Genomic DNA, 16,400 nt, shown 5'->3' with positions numbered 1-16,400 from the left:
TGGGGCAAAGTGGTTTTCTGTCCCAAACACAGGCGATAGTGAGAAAGTTGGGCGAGCGTGTTTAGAGGCAGCAATGAAATCAACATGGATGCCAAGGGTCGCATGGCGATCCCGGCACGCTATCGCGATGATATTGCGGCCGACTGTGACGGCGCCCTGATTGCCACCATCGATGTGCAGGACAAGTGCCTGCTGATCTATCCGTTGCAGGAATGGGAAAAGATCGAAGCGCAGATCGCCCAGTTGCCCACCTTCAACCCCACCACCCGCAAATTGCAGCGAATTCTTATCGGCCATGCCCGCGAAATGGAACTCGATGGCAATGGCCGTATCTTGATACCCCCGGAGTTGCGGCAGTACGCCCAACTCGACAAGAAGGTGATCCTGGTGGGTCAGCGTCACCGTTTGGAGCTGTGGAGTGAGGAGAACTGGAATGCCGGACGGGAGGACTGGTTAGCAGAAACCAGTGGCGACCTGGAAATTCCGGAAGAAATGCAATCGCTGTCACTGTAACGCTGAGGAAGGGTTTATGTCGGCACAGGTCGAACACGCGACCGTTTTGCTGGATGAGGCAGTAGCTGCCCTCGTCACTGACCCCGACGGTTTTTATGTGGACGGCACCTTTGGCCGCGGCGGCCACTCCTCCTTGATTCTTTCCGGGTTGAGCCCCAAGGGGCGACTGATGGCGGTGGATAAAGACCCCGCGGCCTGTGCTGTGGCGGAGTCGCTGTTTGCCGATGAGCCGCGCTTTGAGATGGTGCGCGGCTCTTTTGCTGAACTGGCGGAGATGGTTGTCGAGCGGGGCCTGCAAGGCAAGGTGCAAGGGGTGCTGCTGGACCTGGGCGTTTCTTCCCCGCAGCTGGATGATGCCGCCCGGGGGTTCAGTTTTTTGCGCGACGGTCCGCTGGATATGCGCATGGATCCCGACAGCGGTATCAGTGCCGCCGAATGGCTGGCGGTTGCCGGTGAAGACGAAATTACCCAGGTGCTCCGGGAATACGGCGAAGAGCGGTTTGCCCGCCGCATGGCGCGGGCTATCGTCGCCGCCCGGGCCGAGACGCCGATCACCCGCACGGCGCAGCTGGCGGCGATTGTGTCCGAGGCAAATCCCTCCTGGGAAAAGGGTAAGCACCCGGCCACCCGGGCGTTTCAGGGAATCCGCATTTTTATCAATCGAGAGCTGGGCGACCTGGAGCAGGTGCTGGCGTCGGTGCTGGATGTGTTGGCTGTCGGCGGTCGTCTGGTGGTCATCAGCTTTCACTCCCTGGAGGACCGCATTGTGAAGCGGTTTATCCGCGACCAGGAAAAAGGCAAGCCGCTGCCGAAAGGTTTGCCGGTGATGGAAAAGGATATTGTCCGCCCCATGCGCTCGGTGGGCAAGGCGAGCAAGCCGGGTGCCGCAGAAGTGGCGGCCAATCCGCGGGCGCGCAGTGCAGTGATGCGCGTGGCGGAGAAGGTGGCCTGATGAAACTGGGCCGAGGGGCGCAGCGGCAGCCGGGCTGGTTGTTGCCGTTGTTGTGGCTGGCGGTAGTGCTGTCGGCGCTGTCGGTTGTTTATGTCAGCCACCTGTGTCGGCAGCTCTACAACGAGTTGGCGAAGATGGAGCAGGAGGCGAATGCCCTGCAGGTGGAATGGGGCCGCTATTTGCTGGAGCAAAGTTCGTGGGCCTCGCTGAGCAGGGTAGAGCAGCTGGCCAAAAGTCAGTTGCAGATGCGGGTGCCTGAGCCGAGCGAAATTGTTATCGTTCGCGCCCAGGCGGTTGTGGAATAGGGATTGGTGTCCGGGTGAAGCCAAACAAACTGACCATATCGCGCTGGCGCTACCTGTTGGTAGTCATGGTGCTGGCGGTGCTGCCGATTGCGGGATTGTGGCATATCGCCCGTCTCCAGGTGATGCCGGATATGGATCGGGGTTACCAGTTTTTACAGGGGCAGGGCATGGCGCGCACCTTGCGCACGGAATCCATACCGGCCTACCGCGGGGTGATAACCGACCGGCGCGGCGAACCACTGGCGGTGAGCACCCCGGTTGTTACCCTGTGGGCCAATCCGCAACTGGTCAACCTCGAATCGCCGGCACTCAAGGAGTTGGCTGCCGCGCTCTCCATCAGCCACGAAGAATTGAAGCAGCGCCTGGCCCGTTATGCCGGCAAGGAATTCATGTATCTGGCCCGTCAGTTGACGCCGGAGCAGGCAGAGGCTGTGCTCAAGCTGGAGATGCCCGGGATCTACGGCCAGGGTGAGTACAAGCGTTTTTATCCCGCCGGAGAAGTGGCGGCACAGCTGGTAGGGTTCACCAATATTGACGATCACGGCCAGGAGGGCATGGAGCTGGCCTACGACGAGCTGTTGACAGGCGTGCCGGGCGCCAAGCAGGTATTGAAAGACCTCAAGGGCCGCGTGATCAAGGAGCTGGGACTGCTGCGCAGCGAAAAGGCGGGGGAGAACCTGTCCCTGAGTATCGACCTGCGCTTGCAGTACACGGCCTACCGAGAACTGAAAGAAGCGGTGGCGAAATTCAAGGCGGCTTCCGGCTCCGTGGTGCTGCTGGATGTGCGCACTGGCGAGGTGTTGGCCATGGCCAACCAGCCCTCCTTTAACCCGAACGACCGCGGTCAGTTAAGCTCAGATGCGCTGCGCAACAGGGCGGTCACGGATCTGGTGGAACCCGGTTCGACCATGAAGCCGCTGACCGTGCTGGCGGCTCTGGAGAGCGGCAAGTATGTGCCCGAAACGATGATCGATACTAATCCGGGCTATATCCGGGTCGGGCGCAAAACCTTTTATGACCACCGCAACTACGGGGTGATCGATCTCACCGGCCTGTTGATGAAATCCAGCCAGGTGGGTACCACGAAAATTGCCCTCAGTCTGGAGCCGGAACATATTCGTGAAATGTTCTCGAGGGTCGGACTGGGGGAAAGCCCTGGCACTGGTTTTCCGGGAGAGAGTCCGGGCAGTTTGCCGGAACACCGCCGCTGGCGGGCCGTAGAGCGGGCCAATTTTGCCTTTGGGCTGGGGCTCTCGGCCTCTGCACTGCAAATCGCTCAGGCCTATGCGGTGTTGGCAAACGACGGCATCAAGAAGCCGGTGACACTGTTGAAGACCGACGACATTCCCCAGGGGGAGGCCGTGGCCGATGCAAAACAGGTGGCCAGGGTAAGGGAAATGATGACCAGTGTTACCGCTGCCGGCGGTACCGCCACCCGCGCCGCCATTCCCTCCTATGCGGTGGCCGGCAAGACCGGCACCGTACATAAGGTGGGCAAAAACGGTTATGAGAAGAACCGCTATGTGGGGCTCTTTGCCGGTATGGTGCCCGCGGGTAATCCCCGCTTGGTCGCGGTGGTGATTATCAACGACCCCCGGGGTGGCAAGTATTTTGGCGGCGAGGTGGCGGCACCGGTGTTTTCCAATGTGGTGGCGGATGCGTTGCGCATGTTGAAAATTCCGCCACAGCTGAATCACAGCGAACAGGTGGCCGAAGTGGTCGTTGCCCCGGAGGATGCCACGTGATGGCGGCGTACCGCAACATGCAGGGCATTCCGCTGGCCAGCTTGCTGCCCGGCCAACGGCTGCCCGGTGAAACGAGTTCTCTGCCGGTGACCGGGTTGTGCCTCGACAGTCGCAAGCTGTGTCCCGGCGACCTGTTTCTGGCGCTGCCGGGGGCTTCAGTCGATGGCCGGGATTTTATGGCACAGGCGCTGCAGGCCGGAGCCGTGGCGGTATTGGCCGAAGCCGAAGGGCTTGCGGCAGTCGCGGGCCGGGTTATCCCCGTTGCGGGGTTGCGGCAACAGCTCAGTGAGATTGCCGGCCGCTTCTACGGGGAGCCGTCTGAGCAGATGATCTTGACCGGCGTCACCGGTACCAACGGCAAAACCACCTGTAGCCAGTTGCTGGCGCAGTTGTTCAGTCTGGCGGGTCATCCCGCCGGAGTGATTGGCACCCTCGGTTGCGGCGTCTATCGCGACGGCGCGGTGGAGCTGTCCGAAACGGGCATGACCACCCCCGATGCGGTCACCGTGCAGGCATTGTTGGCCGGCTATAGCGAAGCGGGAGTGGATCGCCTGACGATGGAAGTATCCTCCCACAGCCTCGATCAGTGCCGGGTGGACGGATTGCGTTTCACCACCGCGCTATTTACCAATCTGTCCCGGGATCACCTGGATTATCACGGCAGCCTGCTCAGTTATGCCCAGGCCAAAATGCGCCTGTTTGCCATGCCCGGACTGCAACATGCGGTCATCAATGTGGATGACCCGGTGGGTGCGGAGATCGCCCTGCAACTGCCGCCGGGGGTGGAGCTTGTCAGCTATGCGCTCGCCAATCCGGGAGCCGCTGTAACGGCGGAGCAGGTGCAGCTGAGCGCTGCCGGTATCAGTGCGGAGATCAGCACGCCCTGGGGTGACGGGCACCTGTCCAGTCCGCTGCTGGGTCGTTTCAACCTGGAAAACCTGCTCGCCGTGGTCGCTGTGGCCTGCGTCCAGGGATTGACCCTGGAAACCGTGTTGCAGCTGGTACCGCGCCTGCGGGCGGTGGCGGGACGGATGGAGCGGGTGGCCGGTATGGCCGGTCCCGGGGTGGTGATTGATTATGCCCACACGCCGGATGCGCTGGAAAAAGCCCTGTTGACCTTGCGGGAGCACTGCAATGGCCAGTTGTGGTGCGTATTTGGCTGCGGTGGCGATCGCGATCGCGGCAAGCGCCCGCTGATGGGTGAAATAGCCGCCCGTCTGGCAGACCGGGTAGTAGTGACCAGTGACAACCCGCGCGGTGAAGCGCCCGCCGCGATCATCGCCGATATTCTTGCCGGCGCCCCGACAGCAAAAGGATTGGACGTGGTAGCAGACCGCGCCCAGGCAATTTGCAATGCCATCCGGGAGGCGGCGGACAATGATCTGGTGCTGATCGCCGGCAAAGGCCATGAAGCCTATCAATTGGTGGGCGCCCAGCGTCTGCCCTTCAGCGACATCGGTGAAGCCAGGCTGGCGCTGCGCCAGCGCGGGGGGTGCCGATGATGCAACCACTCACGCTGTCGGCGGCGGCGCAGGAATTTGGCGGCACCCTGATGTACCCGGACTGCCGTTTCAGTGCGGTCAGTACCGACAGCCGCAATATTGCCGAGCAGGAGCTGTTCGTGGCATTGCGGGGCGAGCGCTTCGATGCCCACCAGTTCCTCGCCGAGGTGGCCACCCGCGCCTGTGGCATGGTGGTGGAGCGGCCGGTGCGCGACATCAATGTGCCCCAGTGGGTGGTGCCGGATACCTGTACGGCGCTCGGACAGCTGGCGCTGCTGAATCGACGCGGATTTTTTGGGCCGCTGGTGGCGGTGACCGGCAGCAGTGGCAAAACCACCGTCAAGGAGATGATTGCCGCGATACTGGGTGAGTGCGGCCCGGTTCTGGCCACCAGGGGCAACCTCAACAACCAGATCGGCGTGCCGCTGACGCTGCTGCAACTGAACCCGCGCCACCGCTACGCGGTGATTGAAATGGGTGCCAGCGGCCCCGGTGAAATTGCCTACCTGTGCAGCCTGGCGCAGCCGGATGTGGTGCTGGTCAACAATGTGCTGCCGGCCCACGTGGCCGGTTTCGGCAGTCTCGAGGGTATTGCCGCCGCCAAGGGTGAAATCTACCGGGGTGTCAGCCCCCAGGGCAGCGCGGTGATCAATCTCGACGAAGACTGGGCGGCGAGTTGGCGGGCCAGTGCGGCAGCGCGGGTGTTGGGCTTCTCCATGGTGGATGAACAGGCCGATTTCCGGGCGCGGGAGCTGGTGGCCGATGAGCTGGGCTGTTATGCCTTTGTGCTGGTGACGCCCGCGGGCGAGGTGGCGATACGGCTGCCGTTGAGCGGTAGGCACAATGTGGCCAATGCCCTGGCTGCCGCTGCCTGTGCCTATGCGGCGGGCGCCAGACTGGATGCCATTGCCGCCGGACTGAGCAAGTTACAGGCCGTTCCCGGTCGCCTCAATCGCCAATCCCTGCCGGGCGGCGCTGTGGTGATCGACGATACCTACAACGCCAATCCGGGGTCGGTAAAAGCGGCAGTGGATACGCTGCTGGTCATGAAGGGCAAGCATATTCTGGTGCTCGGTGATATGGGTGAACTGGGCGATGACGAGGCGCGGCTGCACGGCGATGTCGGCCGTTACGCCGCGCAGCAGGGCATCGAATCCCTGCTTGCGGTCGGTCCCCTCAGTATTAACAGCGTGCGCGAATTTGGCGCCGGCGGGGAGCATTTTGACAGCAAGGCAGAGCTGGCAGAGCGCTTGAAGGCGCTGTTGCAGTCTGACTCGGTGGTGTTGGTGAAAGGCTCCCGCTTTATGGCGATGGAAACCGTGGTGAAACAGATAACCGAAACAGGAGAAGCGTAATCATGCTGCTTTGGCTGGCCGATTACCTGTCACAATATTTCACGGCATTCGGGGTGGTGAAGTACCTGACTTTCCGCGCCATTCTAGGTGTGCTGACCGCGCTCGGGCTGTCACTGATGCTCGGCCCGACCATGATTCGGCGCCTCAATTTTCTGCAGATCGGCCAGTCCGTGCGCACGGACGGTCCGCAAAGTCATCTCAGCAAATCCGGCACCCCGACCATGGGGGGCGCGCTGATCCTGTTGTCCATCTTTGTCAGCGCGCTGTTGTGGTCCGATTTGCGCAATCACTACGTGTGGGTGGTGATGATTGTGACCGCTGTCTTCGGTGCCGTGGGCTGGGTCGACGATTACCGCAAGGTGGTGGAAAAGAATTCCAAGGGCTTGCCGGCGCGCTGGAAATATTTCTGGCAATCCGTCGCTGGGCTGGGTGCCGCCATTTTCCTGTATATGACCGGTAGCAGCGGTGCCGAGAACGAGCTGATTATCCCGTTCTTCAAGGAAGTGGCGCTGCCACTGGGGATGTTTTACGTGGTGCTGACCTACTTTGTGATTGTCGGCAGCAGCAACGCGGTGAATCTCACCGATGGCCTCGACGGTCTCGCCATCATGCCCACGGTACTGGTGGCGGGTGCGCTGGGGGTGTTTGCCTATCTGGTGGGCAACATCCAGTTTTCCGATTACCTGCACATTCCCTATGTGGCCGGGGCCGGTGAGCTGGTGGTGTTCTGTGCGGCCATCGCCGGTTCCGGACTCGGTTTCCTATGGTTCAACACCTACCCGGCCCAGGTATTTATGGGCGATGTGGGGGCGCTGGCATTGGGTGCCGCGCTGGGTGTCATTGCCGTGGTGGTGCGCCATGAAGTTGTGTTTTTCATCATGGGCGGGGTGTTCGTGCTGGAAACCGTGTCGGTGATCATGCAGGTGGCGTCGTTCAAGCTCACCGGGCGCCGCATTTTTCGCATGGCGCCCATCCACCACCATTTTGAATTGAAAGGCTGGCCGGAGCCGCGAGTGATCGTGCGCTTCTGGATTATTACCCTGGTGCTGGTGCTGTTTGGCCTGGCAACCCTGAAGTTGCGCTGAGCGAGGAAGGCGGAGAGTGGCGATGTCGCAATTGATAGCCAGTAGCAAACTGAAGGTGGTCGTCGGTATCGGCGTCACCGGTTTGTCTGTGGCGCGGCATCTGGCCCGGCTGGGGGAGCGTTTTGTGATCTGCGATACCCGCCAGCAGCCGCCATGCCTCGACGAGCTGCGCACTGAGTTGCCGGATGTGCCGGTGATGCTGGGCGAATTGCGCCAGGATGCGCTGCTGGATGCCGACGAGGTCATTCTCAGCCCGGGCCTGAGCCGTCAACACCCGGCGGTGCAGCAGGCCATTGTCCGGGGTATCCCGGTCATCAATGACATTGAATTGTTTGCCCGGACGGCCAACGCGCCGATTGTGGCGATCACCGGTTCCAACGGCAAAAGCACGGTCACCACACTGGTGGGCGAGATGTGCGCCGAGGCCGGCATCGCCGCCGGGGTGGGCGGCAACCTGGGCGTGCCCGCTCTGGACCTGCTGGATCCGGCGGTCCGTCTCTATGTGCTGGAGCTGTCCAGTTTCCAGCTGGAGTCGGTGCTGGCGCTGAACGCGGAAGTGGCGGCGGTGCTGAATATCAGTGCCGATCACATGGACCGCTACGCCGGGCTGCTGGACTATCACCAGGCCAAGCACCGCATCTTTATCGGTGCCCGCCAGGTGGTGAGCAATCGCGATGACGCACTGACTTCGCCGCTGGTGGGCGAGGCGGTCAAACAGTGGAGCTTTGGCCTCGGTCAGCCGGACTTCAAGGGCTTCGGGCTGAGAACCCATCAGGGTGAGCCATGGCTGTTCTTCCAGTTCGATGCGCTGATGCCCGAGCGGGAACTGGGCATCAAGGGTCGACACAATACCGCCAACGCCCTGGCGGCGCTGGCATTGGGCACCGCCGTCGGTGTGCCGATGGATGCCATGCTGGTCACCCTGCGGCGCTACAAGGGGCTGTCACACCGCTGTCAGGTGGTCGCCGAGCGCAATGGCGTGAGTTACATCAACGATTCCAAGGCGACCAATGTCGGTGCCACGCTGGCGGCCATCGCCGGCCTGGCACGGGGAAAAAATCTGATTCTGATCGCCGGCGGTCAAGGCAAGGGCCAGGATTTCGCCCCCCTGGCCGCGACGCTGCCCGCTGCCGTCAAGCTGCTGGTGCTGATCGGAGAAGATGCCGCGGCAATCGATCAAGCGGTCGCCGGCCAGGTGGCGACCGTTCATGCCACCGGCCTGAACGCGGCCGTCGCCGCGGCCAGCCAGGTGGCTGAAGCCGGGGATATCGTACTGCTGTCACCGGCCTGTGCCAGCTTTGACATGTTTAAGGGGTTTGAAGACCGCGGTCGCCAGTTTGCCGCAGTGGTGGAGGGGCTGGCATGAGTATGCTGGCGCTGCAGTGGTCCCGTTGCACGGCATTTCTCAGGGAGCTGGATCAGTCGTTGTTGTTGGCGGCCTGCGCCATTGCCACCATTGGCCTGGTGATGATCTGTTCGGCCTCCATCAGCTTTGCCGAGCACAACTACGGCGATGCCTTCTTCTACCTGAAGCGGCACCTGATGTTTCTGTTGCTGGGCGTGGCGGTGGCCGGGGTGTTCCTCTCTGTACCCTCGCGCGTCTGGTACCACTACGGTGTGCCATTGCTGTTGTTGACGCTGCTGATGCTGGTGGCGGTGCTGATTCCCGGTATTGGCCGCCGGGTCAATGGCAGCCAGCGCTGGATTCCGCTTGGGCCGATCAACCTGCAGGTCTCGGAGCTGGCCAAATTCGTGATGATTTTGTTTACCGCGGGTTACCTGGAGCGCTACCAGCGCGAGCTGCGTGACAACTGGCGCTACTTCGCCAGACCGATCGGTCTGGTGGCACTGATCGCCCTGCTGCTGTTGTTGCAGCCTGATTTTGGCTCCGCTGTGGTGATGGCGGCCACGGTGCTCGGCATGCTGTTTATGGGGGGCGCCCAGCTCTGGCAGTTCTCTTTGATTTTGCTGGCGGGGATCAGCGCGCTAGCCTCGGTGGCGCTGCTGTCGCCCTACCGTTTGCAGCGGCTGGTGACGTTCCTCGATCCCTGGGCGGACCAGTACGACAGCGGTTACCAGCTGACCCAGTCGCTGATCGCTTTCGGTCGCGGCGAATGGTTGGGTGTCGGCCTCGGCAACAGCGTTCAGAAATTGTTTTATCTGCCGGAAGCCCATACGGACTTTGTGTTTGCCATCTACGCCGAGGAATTTGGCCTGGTCGGTGTGGCCCTGGTGATAGGCCTTTACGTTCTGCTGGTGTCGCGTATTTTGCGCGTGGCCAAACGGGCGGTGGCGCTGGAGGACTGGTTTGCCGCCTACAGCTGTTTTGGCATCGCCACCATGATGGCGGGGCAGGCCTTTATCAATATGGGGGTGACCTCGGGGCTGCTGCCCACCAAGGGGCTGACCCTGCCGTTTATCAGTTATGGCGGCAGCAGTTTGCTGATGTGCTGCGCCATGGTGGCGCTGGTATTGCGAATTAACCGGGAAATGGATGATGTGCCGGCGGTGGCGAGACAGGTGAGACGTGACAGAGCGGAGCTGTAACAAGGTGATGGTGATGGCCGGTGGCACCGGCGGCCACGTCTTCCCCGCCCTGGCGGTGGCGCAGGCCCTGCGCGCGCGCGATGTGGCGGTGTCCTGGCTGGGCACTCGGCGCGGTATTGAAGCCGAGTTGGTGCCCGCCAACGGTTTTTCGATCAACTATATCGAGGTCGAGGGCTTGCGCGGCAAGGGCATCGCAAAACTGCTGTGGGCGCCGCTGCTGCTGTTGCGGGCGCTGTGGCAGGCCATGGCTGTGCTGCGCAGGGAACGCCCGGATGCGGTGTTGGGACTGGGGGGGTTTGCCTCCGGCCCCGGAGGCCTGGCGGCAAAACTGCTCGGCATTCCCCTGGTGATCCATGAGCAGAATGCCATTGCCGGTACCACCAACCGCCTGCTGGCCAAAGTGGCAAACCGGGTGCTGGTCGCCTTCCCCGGCGCGCTGCCGGGGGGTGAGTGGACCGGCAATCCGGTGCGCCCTGAAATCAGTGAGCTGCCGGCGCCGCAAGTCCGCATGGCCCAACCGGGTCGCCCGCACCGTGTACTGGTGCTGGGCGGCAGCCTCGGCGCGCTGGCCATCAACCAGCGGGTGCCTGAGGCACTGGCAACCTTGCCGGAAGCCTCTCGGCCACAGGTTCGCCACCAGTGCGGCCGGGCCCATCAGCAGCTGACAGTCGACAGCTACCGCCGGGCGGGGGTCGCAGCGCAGGTGGAGCCCTTTATTGCCGATATGGCGGAAGCCTATGGCTGGGCCGACCTGGTGATCTGCCGCGCCGGCGCCCTGACGGTGTCGGAACTGGCGGCGGCGGGGGTGGCCTCGGTGCTGATTCCGTTTCCCTTCGCCATCGATGATCACCAGACCCACAACGCCCAGTGGTTGGTGGACGGCGATGCCGCGGTGTTGATCCCCCAGTCGCAACTGACGGCGGAGAAACTGGCCGGGGTGGTGCAGAGCTGGCTGGCGGACGGCGAGCGCCTGAAGGCGATGGCGGCCAATGCCCGCAAATTGGCCAGGCCGCGAGTGGCGGAACAGGTGGCGGATATCTGTGAGGAGGTGTGCCGTGGGCGCTGAGGGTTTTCATGCGGTGCCGGAAATGCGTCGCATCCGCCGTATCCATTTTATCGGCATCGGCGGCAGTGGCATGTGCGGCATCGCCGAAGTATTGCTCAACCAGGGCTATCTCATCTCCGGTTCCGATCTGGCGGACAACAGCAATACCGCCCGGCTGCGACGCCTGGGGGCAAAGATCATGATGGGCCATACCGGCGACAATGTCAGCGGTGCCGACGTGGTGGTGCAATCCTCCGCGGTGACCGAGAGCAACCCGGAAATAATCGGTGCCCGGGAACAGCGCATCCCGATCGTGCGCCGCGCGGAGATGCTGGCGGAACTGATGCGTTACCGCCACGGCATTGCGGTGGCCGGCACCCACGGCAAAACCACCACCACCAGTCTGCTGGCAGCCGTGCTGGCGGCCGGTGGCGAAGATCCCACCTTTGTGATTGGCGGGCTGGTGAAAGGTGCGGGCACCAACGCCCGGCTGGGTGTCAGTCGCTATCTGGTGGCCGAGGCGGATGAGAGCGATGCCTCTTTCCTGCACCTGCAGCCGATGGTGGCGGTGGTCACCAATATCGATGCCGACCATATGGAAACCTATGGCTTCGACTTCAATCGCCTCAAGCAGACGTTTGTGGAGTTTCTGCACAACCTGCCGTTTTACGGTCTGGCGGTGCTCTGTATCGACGACCCGGTGATCCGGGAGATTCTGCCACTGGTGTCGCGCCCGGTATTGACCTACGGGTTCGCGGAGGATGCGGATTTCCGTATCGAAGACGTATCGATCAGGCAGAACCACAGTCGTTTCAAGGTATATCGACCGGAGCAGCAGCAACCGCTGGAGATTGAACTCAATATTCCCGGTGTGCACAACGTGCAGAATGCCACGGCGGTGATCGCCGTGGCGACTGACGAAGGGCTTTCGGACGAGGCGATTCAGCAGGGCTTGTCCTGCTTCCAGGGTGTCGGCCGCCGCTTTGAGATTTACGGAGACTACCCGGTGCCGGGGGGCACCGCGATGCTGGTGGATGATTACGGTCACCATCCGCGGGAGGTCGCCGCCACCATCAAGGCGGTGCGCGAAGGTTGGCCGGACAAGCGCCTGGTGATGGTCTTCCAGCCCCACCGCTACAGCCGTACCCGCGATCTCTACGAGGATTTCGTGCAGGTGTTGTCGAGCTGCGACGTGCTGATTTTGCTGGAGGTCTATCCGGCGGGCGAGGAGGAAATCCCCGGTGCCGACAGTCGCACCATGTGTCGCAGTATCCGCCAGCGCGGCCTGGTGGACCCGATCTATGCCCCCGACATCGAGTCGGTGGCGGATGTGCTGAAAGATATTGTCGGCGGCGGTGACATGGTGATTACCCAGGGTGCGGGCAGTGTCGGCAAATTGGTGAAAATACTGGCTGACCGCAAGTTGAGATAGCGAGAGAACACAGAGAACGGCAATGGCAGTGAGCGAAGTGATGAAACAGAAATATGGCCGGGTCGGCGTGCTCTACGGCGGCACTTCGGCGGAGCGGGAAATCTCGTTGATTTCCGGTCGCGCGGTCATTGCTTCCCTGCAGCGCAGTGGCGTGGATCTGGTGCCCATCGATGCGGGCGCCGACCTGTTGCAGCAATTGCCCGGCCTCGGGCTAGACCGGGTGTTGATCATGCTGCACGGCCCGGGTGGCGAAGATGGTTCGCTACAGGGCGCGCTGCAACTGCTGGGCCTGCCCTACACCGGCAGCGGTGTCTTCGCTTCGGCCCTGGCCATGGACAAGTTGTACACCAAGCGCTTCTGGCAGGGTGCCGGTCTGCCCACGGCGTCCTTTGCGGTCCTGGACCGGGAAACCAACTGGCAACAGGTGCTGGAGCTGCTCGGCGGCACCGTGATGGTGAAACCCAGTCACGAGGGTTCAAGTCTGGGAATGACCCGGGCGGACAGCGCCGAGGCGCTGGAAGCGGCGTGGCGCGAGGCGGCAGCGCTGGACAGCAGTGTCATTGCCGAGCAGTGGATCAGCGGAGCGGAATACACCGTGGCGGTACTGGATGGGGAGGTGTTGCCCCCCATCAAGCTGGAGACAGATCACGGCTTCTACGATTTCGACGCCAAATACCTGGCCAATGACACCCGCTACCTGTGTCCGTGCGGATTGGCTAGCGCCGCCGAGACGGCCCTGAAAGATCTGGCCTGGCAGGCCTTCAGCAGCCTCGGTTGCAGCGGTTGGGGGCGGGTGGATGTGATGGCCAACCAGTCGGGAGAACTGTTCCTGCTGGAGGTGAATACCGTGCCCGGCATGACCGATCACAGCCTGGTGCCCATGGCGGCCAGGGCGGCGGGATACAGTTTTGACCAGCTGGTGCTGAAGATTCTCGACACCAGCCTCTCCCGGGGGCTGCGCTAGATGTTTGGCGTCGCTCAGGACGCTGGGGCGATGCGCCGTCAGGTGCCGCCGATGCCGGGTGAGCGGTTGCGCTGGTTGCGGCGGGGGCTGTCGCTGCTGACGGTTGCAGCACTGCTGGCCGGCGTCGGCTGGGGCATGGAACAGCTGTATCAGCGACTCAATGTGGCGATTGGGGTGATTGCCGTGAAAGGCGAGTTTTCCCAGGTGGATCAGGGGGCGATCCAGCGGCTGGTCGAACCGCTGGTAACCGGCGGGTTTCTCAATCTGGATCTGCAGAAAATTCGTCGGGAGCTGGAGCTGCACCCCTGGATTCTGCAGGCCAGGGTGAGTCGCCGCTGGCCGGACGGGTTGCTGATTGCGGTGACGGAAGAGGTGCCGATTGCCCGCTGGGGCAACACCGCGTTCCTCAATGTGCGCGGTGAGCGCCGCGAGATCGGCGACAACGGGGTGCTGTCTTACCTGCCGATGCTGCAGGGCGGCGACCAGAGCGAGCGCCAATTGATGAAGTCATACCGGGAAATGGCCCAGCTGCTGCAGTCTTCCGGATTGCGCATTGCCGCTCTCAAGCGGGATGACCGGGGTGCCTGGTGGCTGCGGCTCGACAACAACCTGGAACTGGTCATTGGCCGGGACCAGGTGATGGAAAAAATGCGCCGTTTCCTTGAGGTCTGGGAACAGCAGCTGAAAGAACAGGCACAGCGGGTGGCCAGAGTGGATGTTCGCTATGACAACGGGGTTGCCGTGCAGTGGGTGTTGGAACACACCCGCGTCAATGGGCAGATAGGGCAGAAATTAACGGGCGTCGCTGCGGCGCCGGGGCAAGTGTGAGGTCGAAACATGGCGAACTCAAATGATGAAAGGCTGATCGTCGGGCTGGATATAGGTACGTCCAAGGTCGTTTCCATCGTTGGCATGGCCGGACCCGGTGGCACGCTGGAAATCGTCGGCACCGGCCTGCACCCCTCCTCGGGATTGAAGAAAGGAGTGGTGGTCAACATCGAGTCGACGGTGCACTCCATCCAGCGGGCCATCGAGGAGGCGGAGCTGATGGCCGGCTGTCACATTCACTCGGTGTATGCGGGGATCGCCGGCAGCCACATTCGTAGCCTCAACTCCCACGGCATTGTGGCCATCCGCGACCGCGAGGTGTTGCCGCTGGACATCGAGCGGGTGATTGACGCCGCCAGGGCGGTGGCCATTCCGGCCGATCAGGAAATTCTGCACGTGCTGCCCCAGGAATTCATCATCGACAATCAGGAGGGGGTGCGCGAACCGCTGGGCATGTCGGGGGTGCGTCTGGAAGCCAAGGTACACCTGGTGACCTGTGCGGCCAATGCCGCCCAGAACATCAAGAAGTGCATTCGCCGCTGCGGCCTGGAGGTGGACGACATCATTCTCGAGCAGTTGGCGTCCTCCTACGCGGTGCTCACCGAGGATGAAAAACAGCTGGGCGTCTGCCTGGTGGACATTGGCGGCGGCACCACCGATATCGCCATCTTCACCGACGGCGCCATTCGCCATACCGGCGTTATTCCGATCGCCGGTGACCAGGTCACCAATGACATCGCCCACGCCCTGCGCACACCCACCGCTCATGCCGAAGAGCTGAAGATCAAGTACGCCTGCGCACTGGCCAAGATGACCGGACCGGATGAAACCATCAAGGTGCCGAGCGTCGGGGATCGGCCCCACCGGGATCTGTCCCGCCAGTCCCTGGCCGAGGTGGTGGAACCCCGCTACGACGAGCTGTTCACGCTGATACAGGCGGAGTTGCGTCGCAGCGGCTTCGAGGATCTGGTGGCGGCGGGCATGGTGCTGACCGGTGGCACCTCAAAAATGGAAGGCGCGGTGGAACTGGCGGAAGAAATCTTCCACATGCCGGTGCGACTGGGTTCACCGTGCAACATCAAGGGGCTGACGGACATTGTCGACAACCCGATCTATTCCACGGGGGTGGGGCTGCTGATGTACGGCATGCAACAACAGCAGGATGGCCGCAGGGTCAGCCGCCGCCGTGAAAGTACCAAGGTAAGTTTTTTCAGCCGGCTGCAAAGCTGGTTTCAGGGCAATTTGTAAGTTACTGGCGTTTAACACAGGTCCAATCGAGGGGTATTAATCATGTTTCAGATCGTTGATAGCGTGCCGGATAGCGCGGAAATCAAAGTCATCGGAGTCGGTGGCGGCGGCGGCAACGCCGTGCGCCATATGATGAACAGCCAAGTGGATGGCGTGGAATTTATCTGCGCCAATACCGATGCCCAGGCACTGAAGGATATCGGCAGCGCCACCATCCTCCAGCTCGGCAACGGGCTGACCAAGGGATTGGGTGCGGGCGCCAATCCCGAGGTGGGGCGCCACGCCGCCATTGAGGACCGCGATCGCATCGCGGATGTCCTGCAAGGGGCGGACATGGTGTTTATCACCGCGGGCATGGGCGGCGGTACCGGTACCGGTGCGGCACCCATCGTGGCGGACGTGGCCAAGGAGCTGGGTATTCTGACGGTGGCGGTGGTGACCAGACCGTTCGTCTTTGAAGGCCGCAAGCGCATGACCATTGCCGATGAAGGTCTGCGCGAACTGAAGGACAAGGTGGATTCGCTGATCACCGTGCCCAACGAAAAGCTGCTGCAGGTGCTGGGTAAAACCACCAGCCTGCTGGAAGCCTTCAAGGCGGCCAATGATGTACTGCTGGGTGCCGTGCAGGGTATCGCCGACCTGATCATCCGCCCCGGTATGATCAACGTCGACTTTGCCGACGTGCGCACGGTGATGTCCGAAATGGGCCAGGCCATGATGGGTACCGGTGAAGCCACGGGCGAAGAGCGTGCCCGCATCGCCGCGGAAATGGCGATTCACAGCCCGCTGCTGGAAGACATCAACCTGCAGGGCGCACGGGGTATTCTGGTCAACATTATCGCCGGCCCGGATCTGTCCCTGGGCGAGTTCTCCGACGTC

At 62.3% G+C, this 16,400-nt stretch carries 15 protein-coding genes; all 15 read left to right on the top strand.

What is annotated here, in order from left to right; all coding sequences use genetic code 11:
* Positions 1–57: 57 nt before the first annotated feature.
* Positions 58–513, top strand: coding sequence for a division/cell wall cluster transcriptional repressor MraZ (gene mraZ / locus ABY948_RS05855; RefSeq protein WP_461481581.1), 456 nt, complete (start codon positions 58–60; stop codon positions 511–513).
* A gap of 16 nt (positions 514–529) precedes the next feature.
* Complete coding sequence (gene rsmH, locus ABY948_RS05850) at positions 530–1,465, top strand: 16S rRNA (cytosine(1402)-N(4))-methyltransferase RsmH (RefSeq protein ID WP_461481580.1); 936 nt, start codon at positions 530–532, stop codon at positions 1,463–1,465.
* Entirely contained in the window at positions 1,465–1,770 is a 306-nt protein-coding gene (gene ftsL / locus ABY948_RS05845) for a cell division protein FtsL (protein WP_461481579.1), read from the top strand. Before rsmH ends, ftsL begins: the two co-directional genes overlap by 1 nt.
* 14 nt (positions 1,771–1,784) lie before the next feature.
* The gene (locus tag ABY948_RS05840) at positions 1,785–3,515 is read left to right on the top strand and encodes a peptidoglycan D,D-transpeptidase FtsI family protein (protein WP_461481578.1); all 1,731 of its coding nucleotides are present in this window, start codon (positions 1,785–1,787) and stop codon (positions 3,513–3,515) included.
* Positions 3,515–5,017 carry a UDP-N-acetylmuramoyl-L-alanyl-D-glutamate--2,6-diaminopimelate ligase gene (locus tag ABY948_RS05835; RefSeq protein ID WP_461481577.1) on the top strand — a complete coding sequence of 501 codons (1,503 nt, stop codon included), beginning with the start codon at positions 3,515–3,517 and terminating at the stop codon, positions 5,015–5,017. Before ABY948_RS05840 ends, ABY948_RS05835 begins: the two co-directional genes overlap by 1 nt.
* Positions 5,014–6,372 (top strand): UDP-N-acetylmuramoyl-tripeptide--D-alanyl-D-alanine ligase, encoded by a 1,359-nt coding sequence (locus tag ABY948_RS05830; RefSeq protein ID WP_461481576.1) that lies wholly within the window; start codon positions 5,014–5,016, stop codon positions 6,370–6,372. The genes ABY948_RS05835 and ABY948_RS05830 overlap by 4 nt, the downstream gene beginning before the upstream one ends.
* Before the next feature lie 2 nt (positions 6,373–6,374).
* Positions 6,375–7,457: a phospho-N-acetylmuramoyl-pentapeptide-transferase gene (gene mraY, locus ABY948_RS05825; protein ID WP_461481575.1), complete on the top strand. Its 1,083-nt coding sequence runs from the start codon at positions 6,375–6,377 to the stop codon at positions 7,455–7,457.
* A 22-nt stretch (positions 7,458–7,479) separates the two neighbouring features.
* Positions 7,480–8,823, top strand: coding sequence for a UDP-N-acetylmuramoyl-L-alanine--D-glutamate ligase (murD, locus tag ABY948_RS05820; RefSeq protein ID WP_461481574.1), 1,344 nt, complete (start codon positions 7,480–7,482; stop codon positions 8,821–8,823).
* Complete coding sequence (ftsW, locus tag ABY948_RS05815; protein WP_461481573.1) at positions 8,820–10,004, top strand: putative lipid II flippase FtsW; 1,185 nt, start codon at positions 8,820–8,822, stop codon at positions 10,002–10,004. The genes murD and ftsW overlap by 4 nt, the downstream gene beginning before the upstream one ends.
* Entirely contained in the window at positions 9,985–11,070 is a 1,086-nt protein-coding gene (murG, locus tag ABY948_RS05810) for an undecaprenyldiphospho-muramoylpentapeptide beta-N-acetylglucosaminyltransferase (protein ID WP_461481572.1), read from the top strand. Before ftsW ends, murG begins: the two co-directional genes overlap by 20 nt.
* A 22-nt stretch (positions 11,071–11,092) precedes the next feature.
* Positions 11,093–12,481: a UDP-N-acetylmuramate--L-alanine ligase gene (gene murC / locus ABY948_RS05805; RefSeq protein WP_461481582.1), complete on the top strand. Its 1,389-nt coding sequence runs from the start codon at positions 11,093–11,095 to the stop codon at positions 12,479–12,481.
* 22 nt (positions 12,482–12,503) lie between these two features.
* Positions 12,504–13,445 carry a D-alanine--D-alanine ligase gene (locus ABY948_RS05800; protein WP_461481571.1) on the top strand — a complete coding sequence of 314 codons (942 nt, stop codon included), beginning with the start codon at positions 12,504–12,506 and terminating at the stop codon, positions 13,443–13,445.
* Positions 13,446–14,273 (top strand): cell division protein FtsQ/DivIB, encoded by an 828-nt coding sequence (locus ABY948_RS05795; RefSeq protein WP_461481570.1) that lies wholly within the window; start codon positions 13,446–13,448, stop codon positions 14,271–14,273.
* 9 nt (positions 14,274–14,282) lie between these two features.
* A complete protein-coding gene (gene ftsA / locus ABY948_RS05790) occupies positions 14,283–15,521 on the top strand; it encodes a cell division protein FtsA (RefSeq protein ID WP_461481569.1) in 1,239 nt (412 codons plus the stop codon).
* 42 nt (positions 15,522–15,563) lie between these two features.
* A partial coding sequence (gene ftsZ / locus ABY948_RS05785) for a cell division protein FtsZ (protein WP_461481568.1) occupies positions 15,564–16,400 on the top strand: 837 nt, incomplete at its 3' end.

The organism is Porticoccus sp. (assembly GCF_041592135.1).
GTDB lineage: Bacteria > Pseudomonadota > Gammaproteobacteria > Pseudomonadales > Porticoccaceae > Porticoccus.
This window is presented reverse-complemented; position numbering and strand designations above follow the sequence as displayed.

Coding starts and splice junctions, on each gene's coding strand:
- ABY948_RS05795 (WP_461481570.1), top strand. CDS start 13,446: ATGTTTGGCGTCGCTCAGGACGCTGGGGCGATGCGCCGTCAGGTGCCG.
- mraY (WP_461481575.1), top strand. CDS start 6,375: ATGCTGCTTTGGCTGGCCGATTACCTGTCACAATATTTCACGGCATTC.
- ftsL (WP_461481579.1), top strand. CDS start 1,465: ATGAAACTGGGCCGAGGGGCGCAGCGGCAGCCGGGCTGGTTGTTGCCG.
- ftsA (WP_461481569.1), top strand. CDS start 14,283: ATGGCGAACTCAAATGATGAAAGGCTGATCGTCGGGCTGGATATAGGT.
- ABY948_RS05830 (WP_461481576.1), top strand. CDS start 5,014: ATGATGCAACCACTCACGCTGTCGGCGGCGGCGCAGGAATTTGGCGGC.
- ABY948_RS05800 (WP_461481571.1), top strand. CDS start 12,504: ATGGCAGTGAGCGAAGTGATGAAACAGAAATATGGCCGGGTCGGCGTG.
- ftsW (WP_461481573.1), top strand. CDS start 8,820: ATGAGTATGCTGGCGCTGCAGTGGTCCCGTTGCACGGCATTTCTCAGG.
- rsmH (WP_461481580.1), top strand. CDS start 530: ATGTCGGCACAGGTCGAACACGCGACCGTTTTGCTGGATGAGGCAGTA.
- murC (WP_461481582.1), top strand. CDS start 11,093: ATGCGTCGCATCCGCCGTATCCATTTTATCGGCATCGGCGGCAGTGGC.
- ABY948_RS05835 (WP_461481577.1), top strand. CDS start 3,515: ATGGCGGCGTACCGCAACATGCAGGGCATTCCGCTGGCCAGCTTGCTG.
- murD (WP_461481574.1), top strand. CDS start 7,480: ATGTCGCAATTGATAGCCAGTAGCAAACTGAAGGTGGTCGTCGGTATC.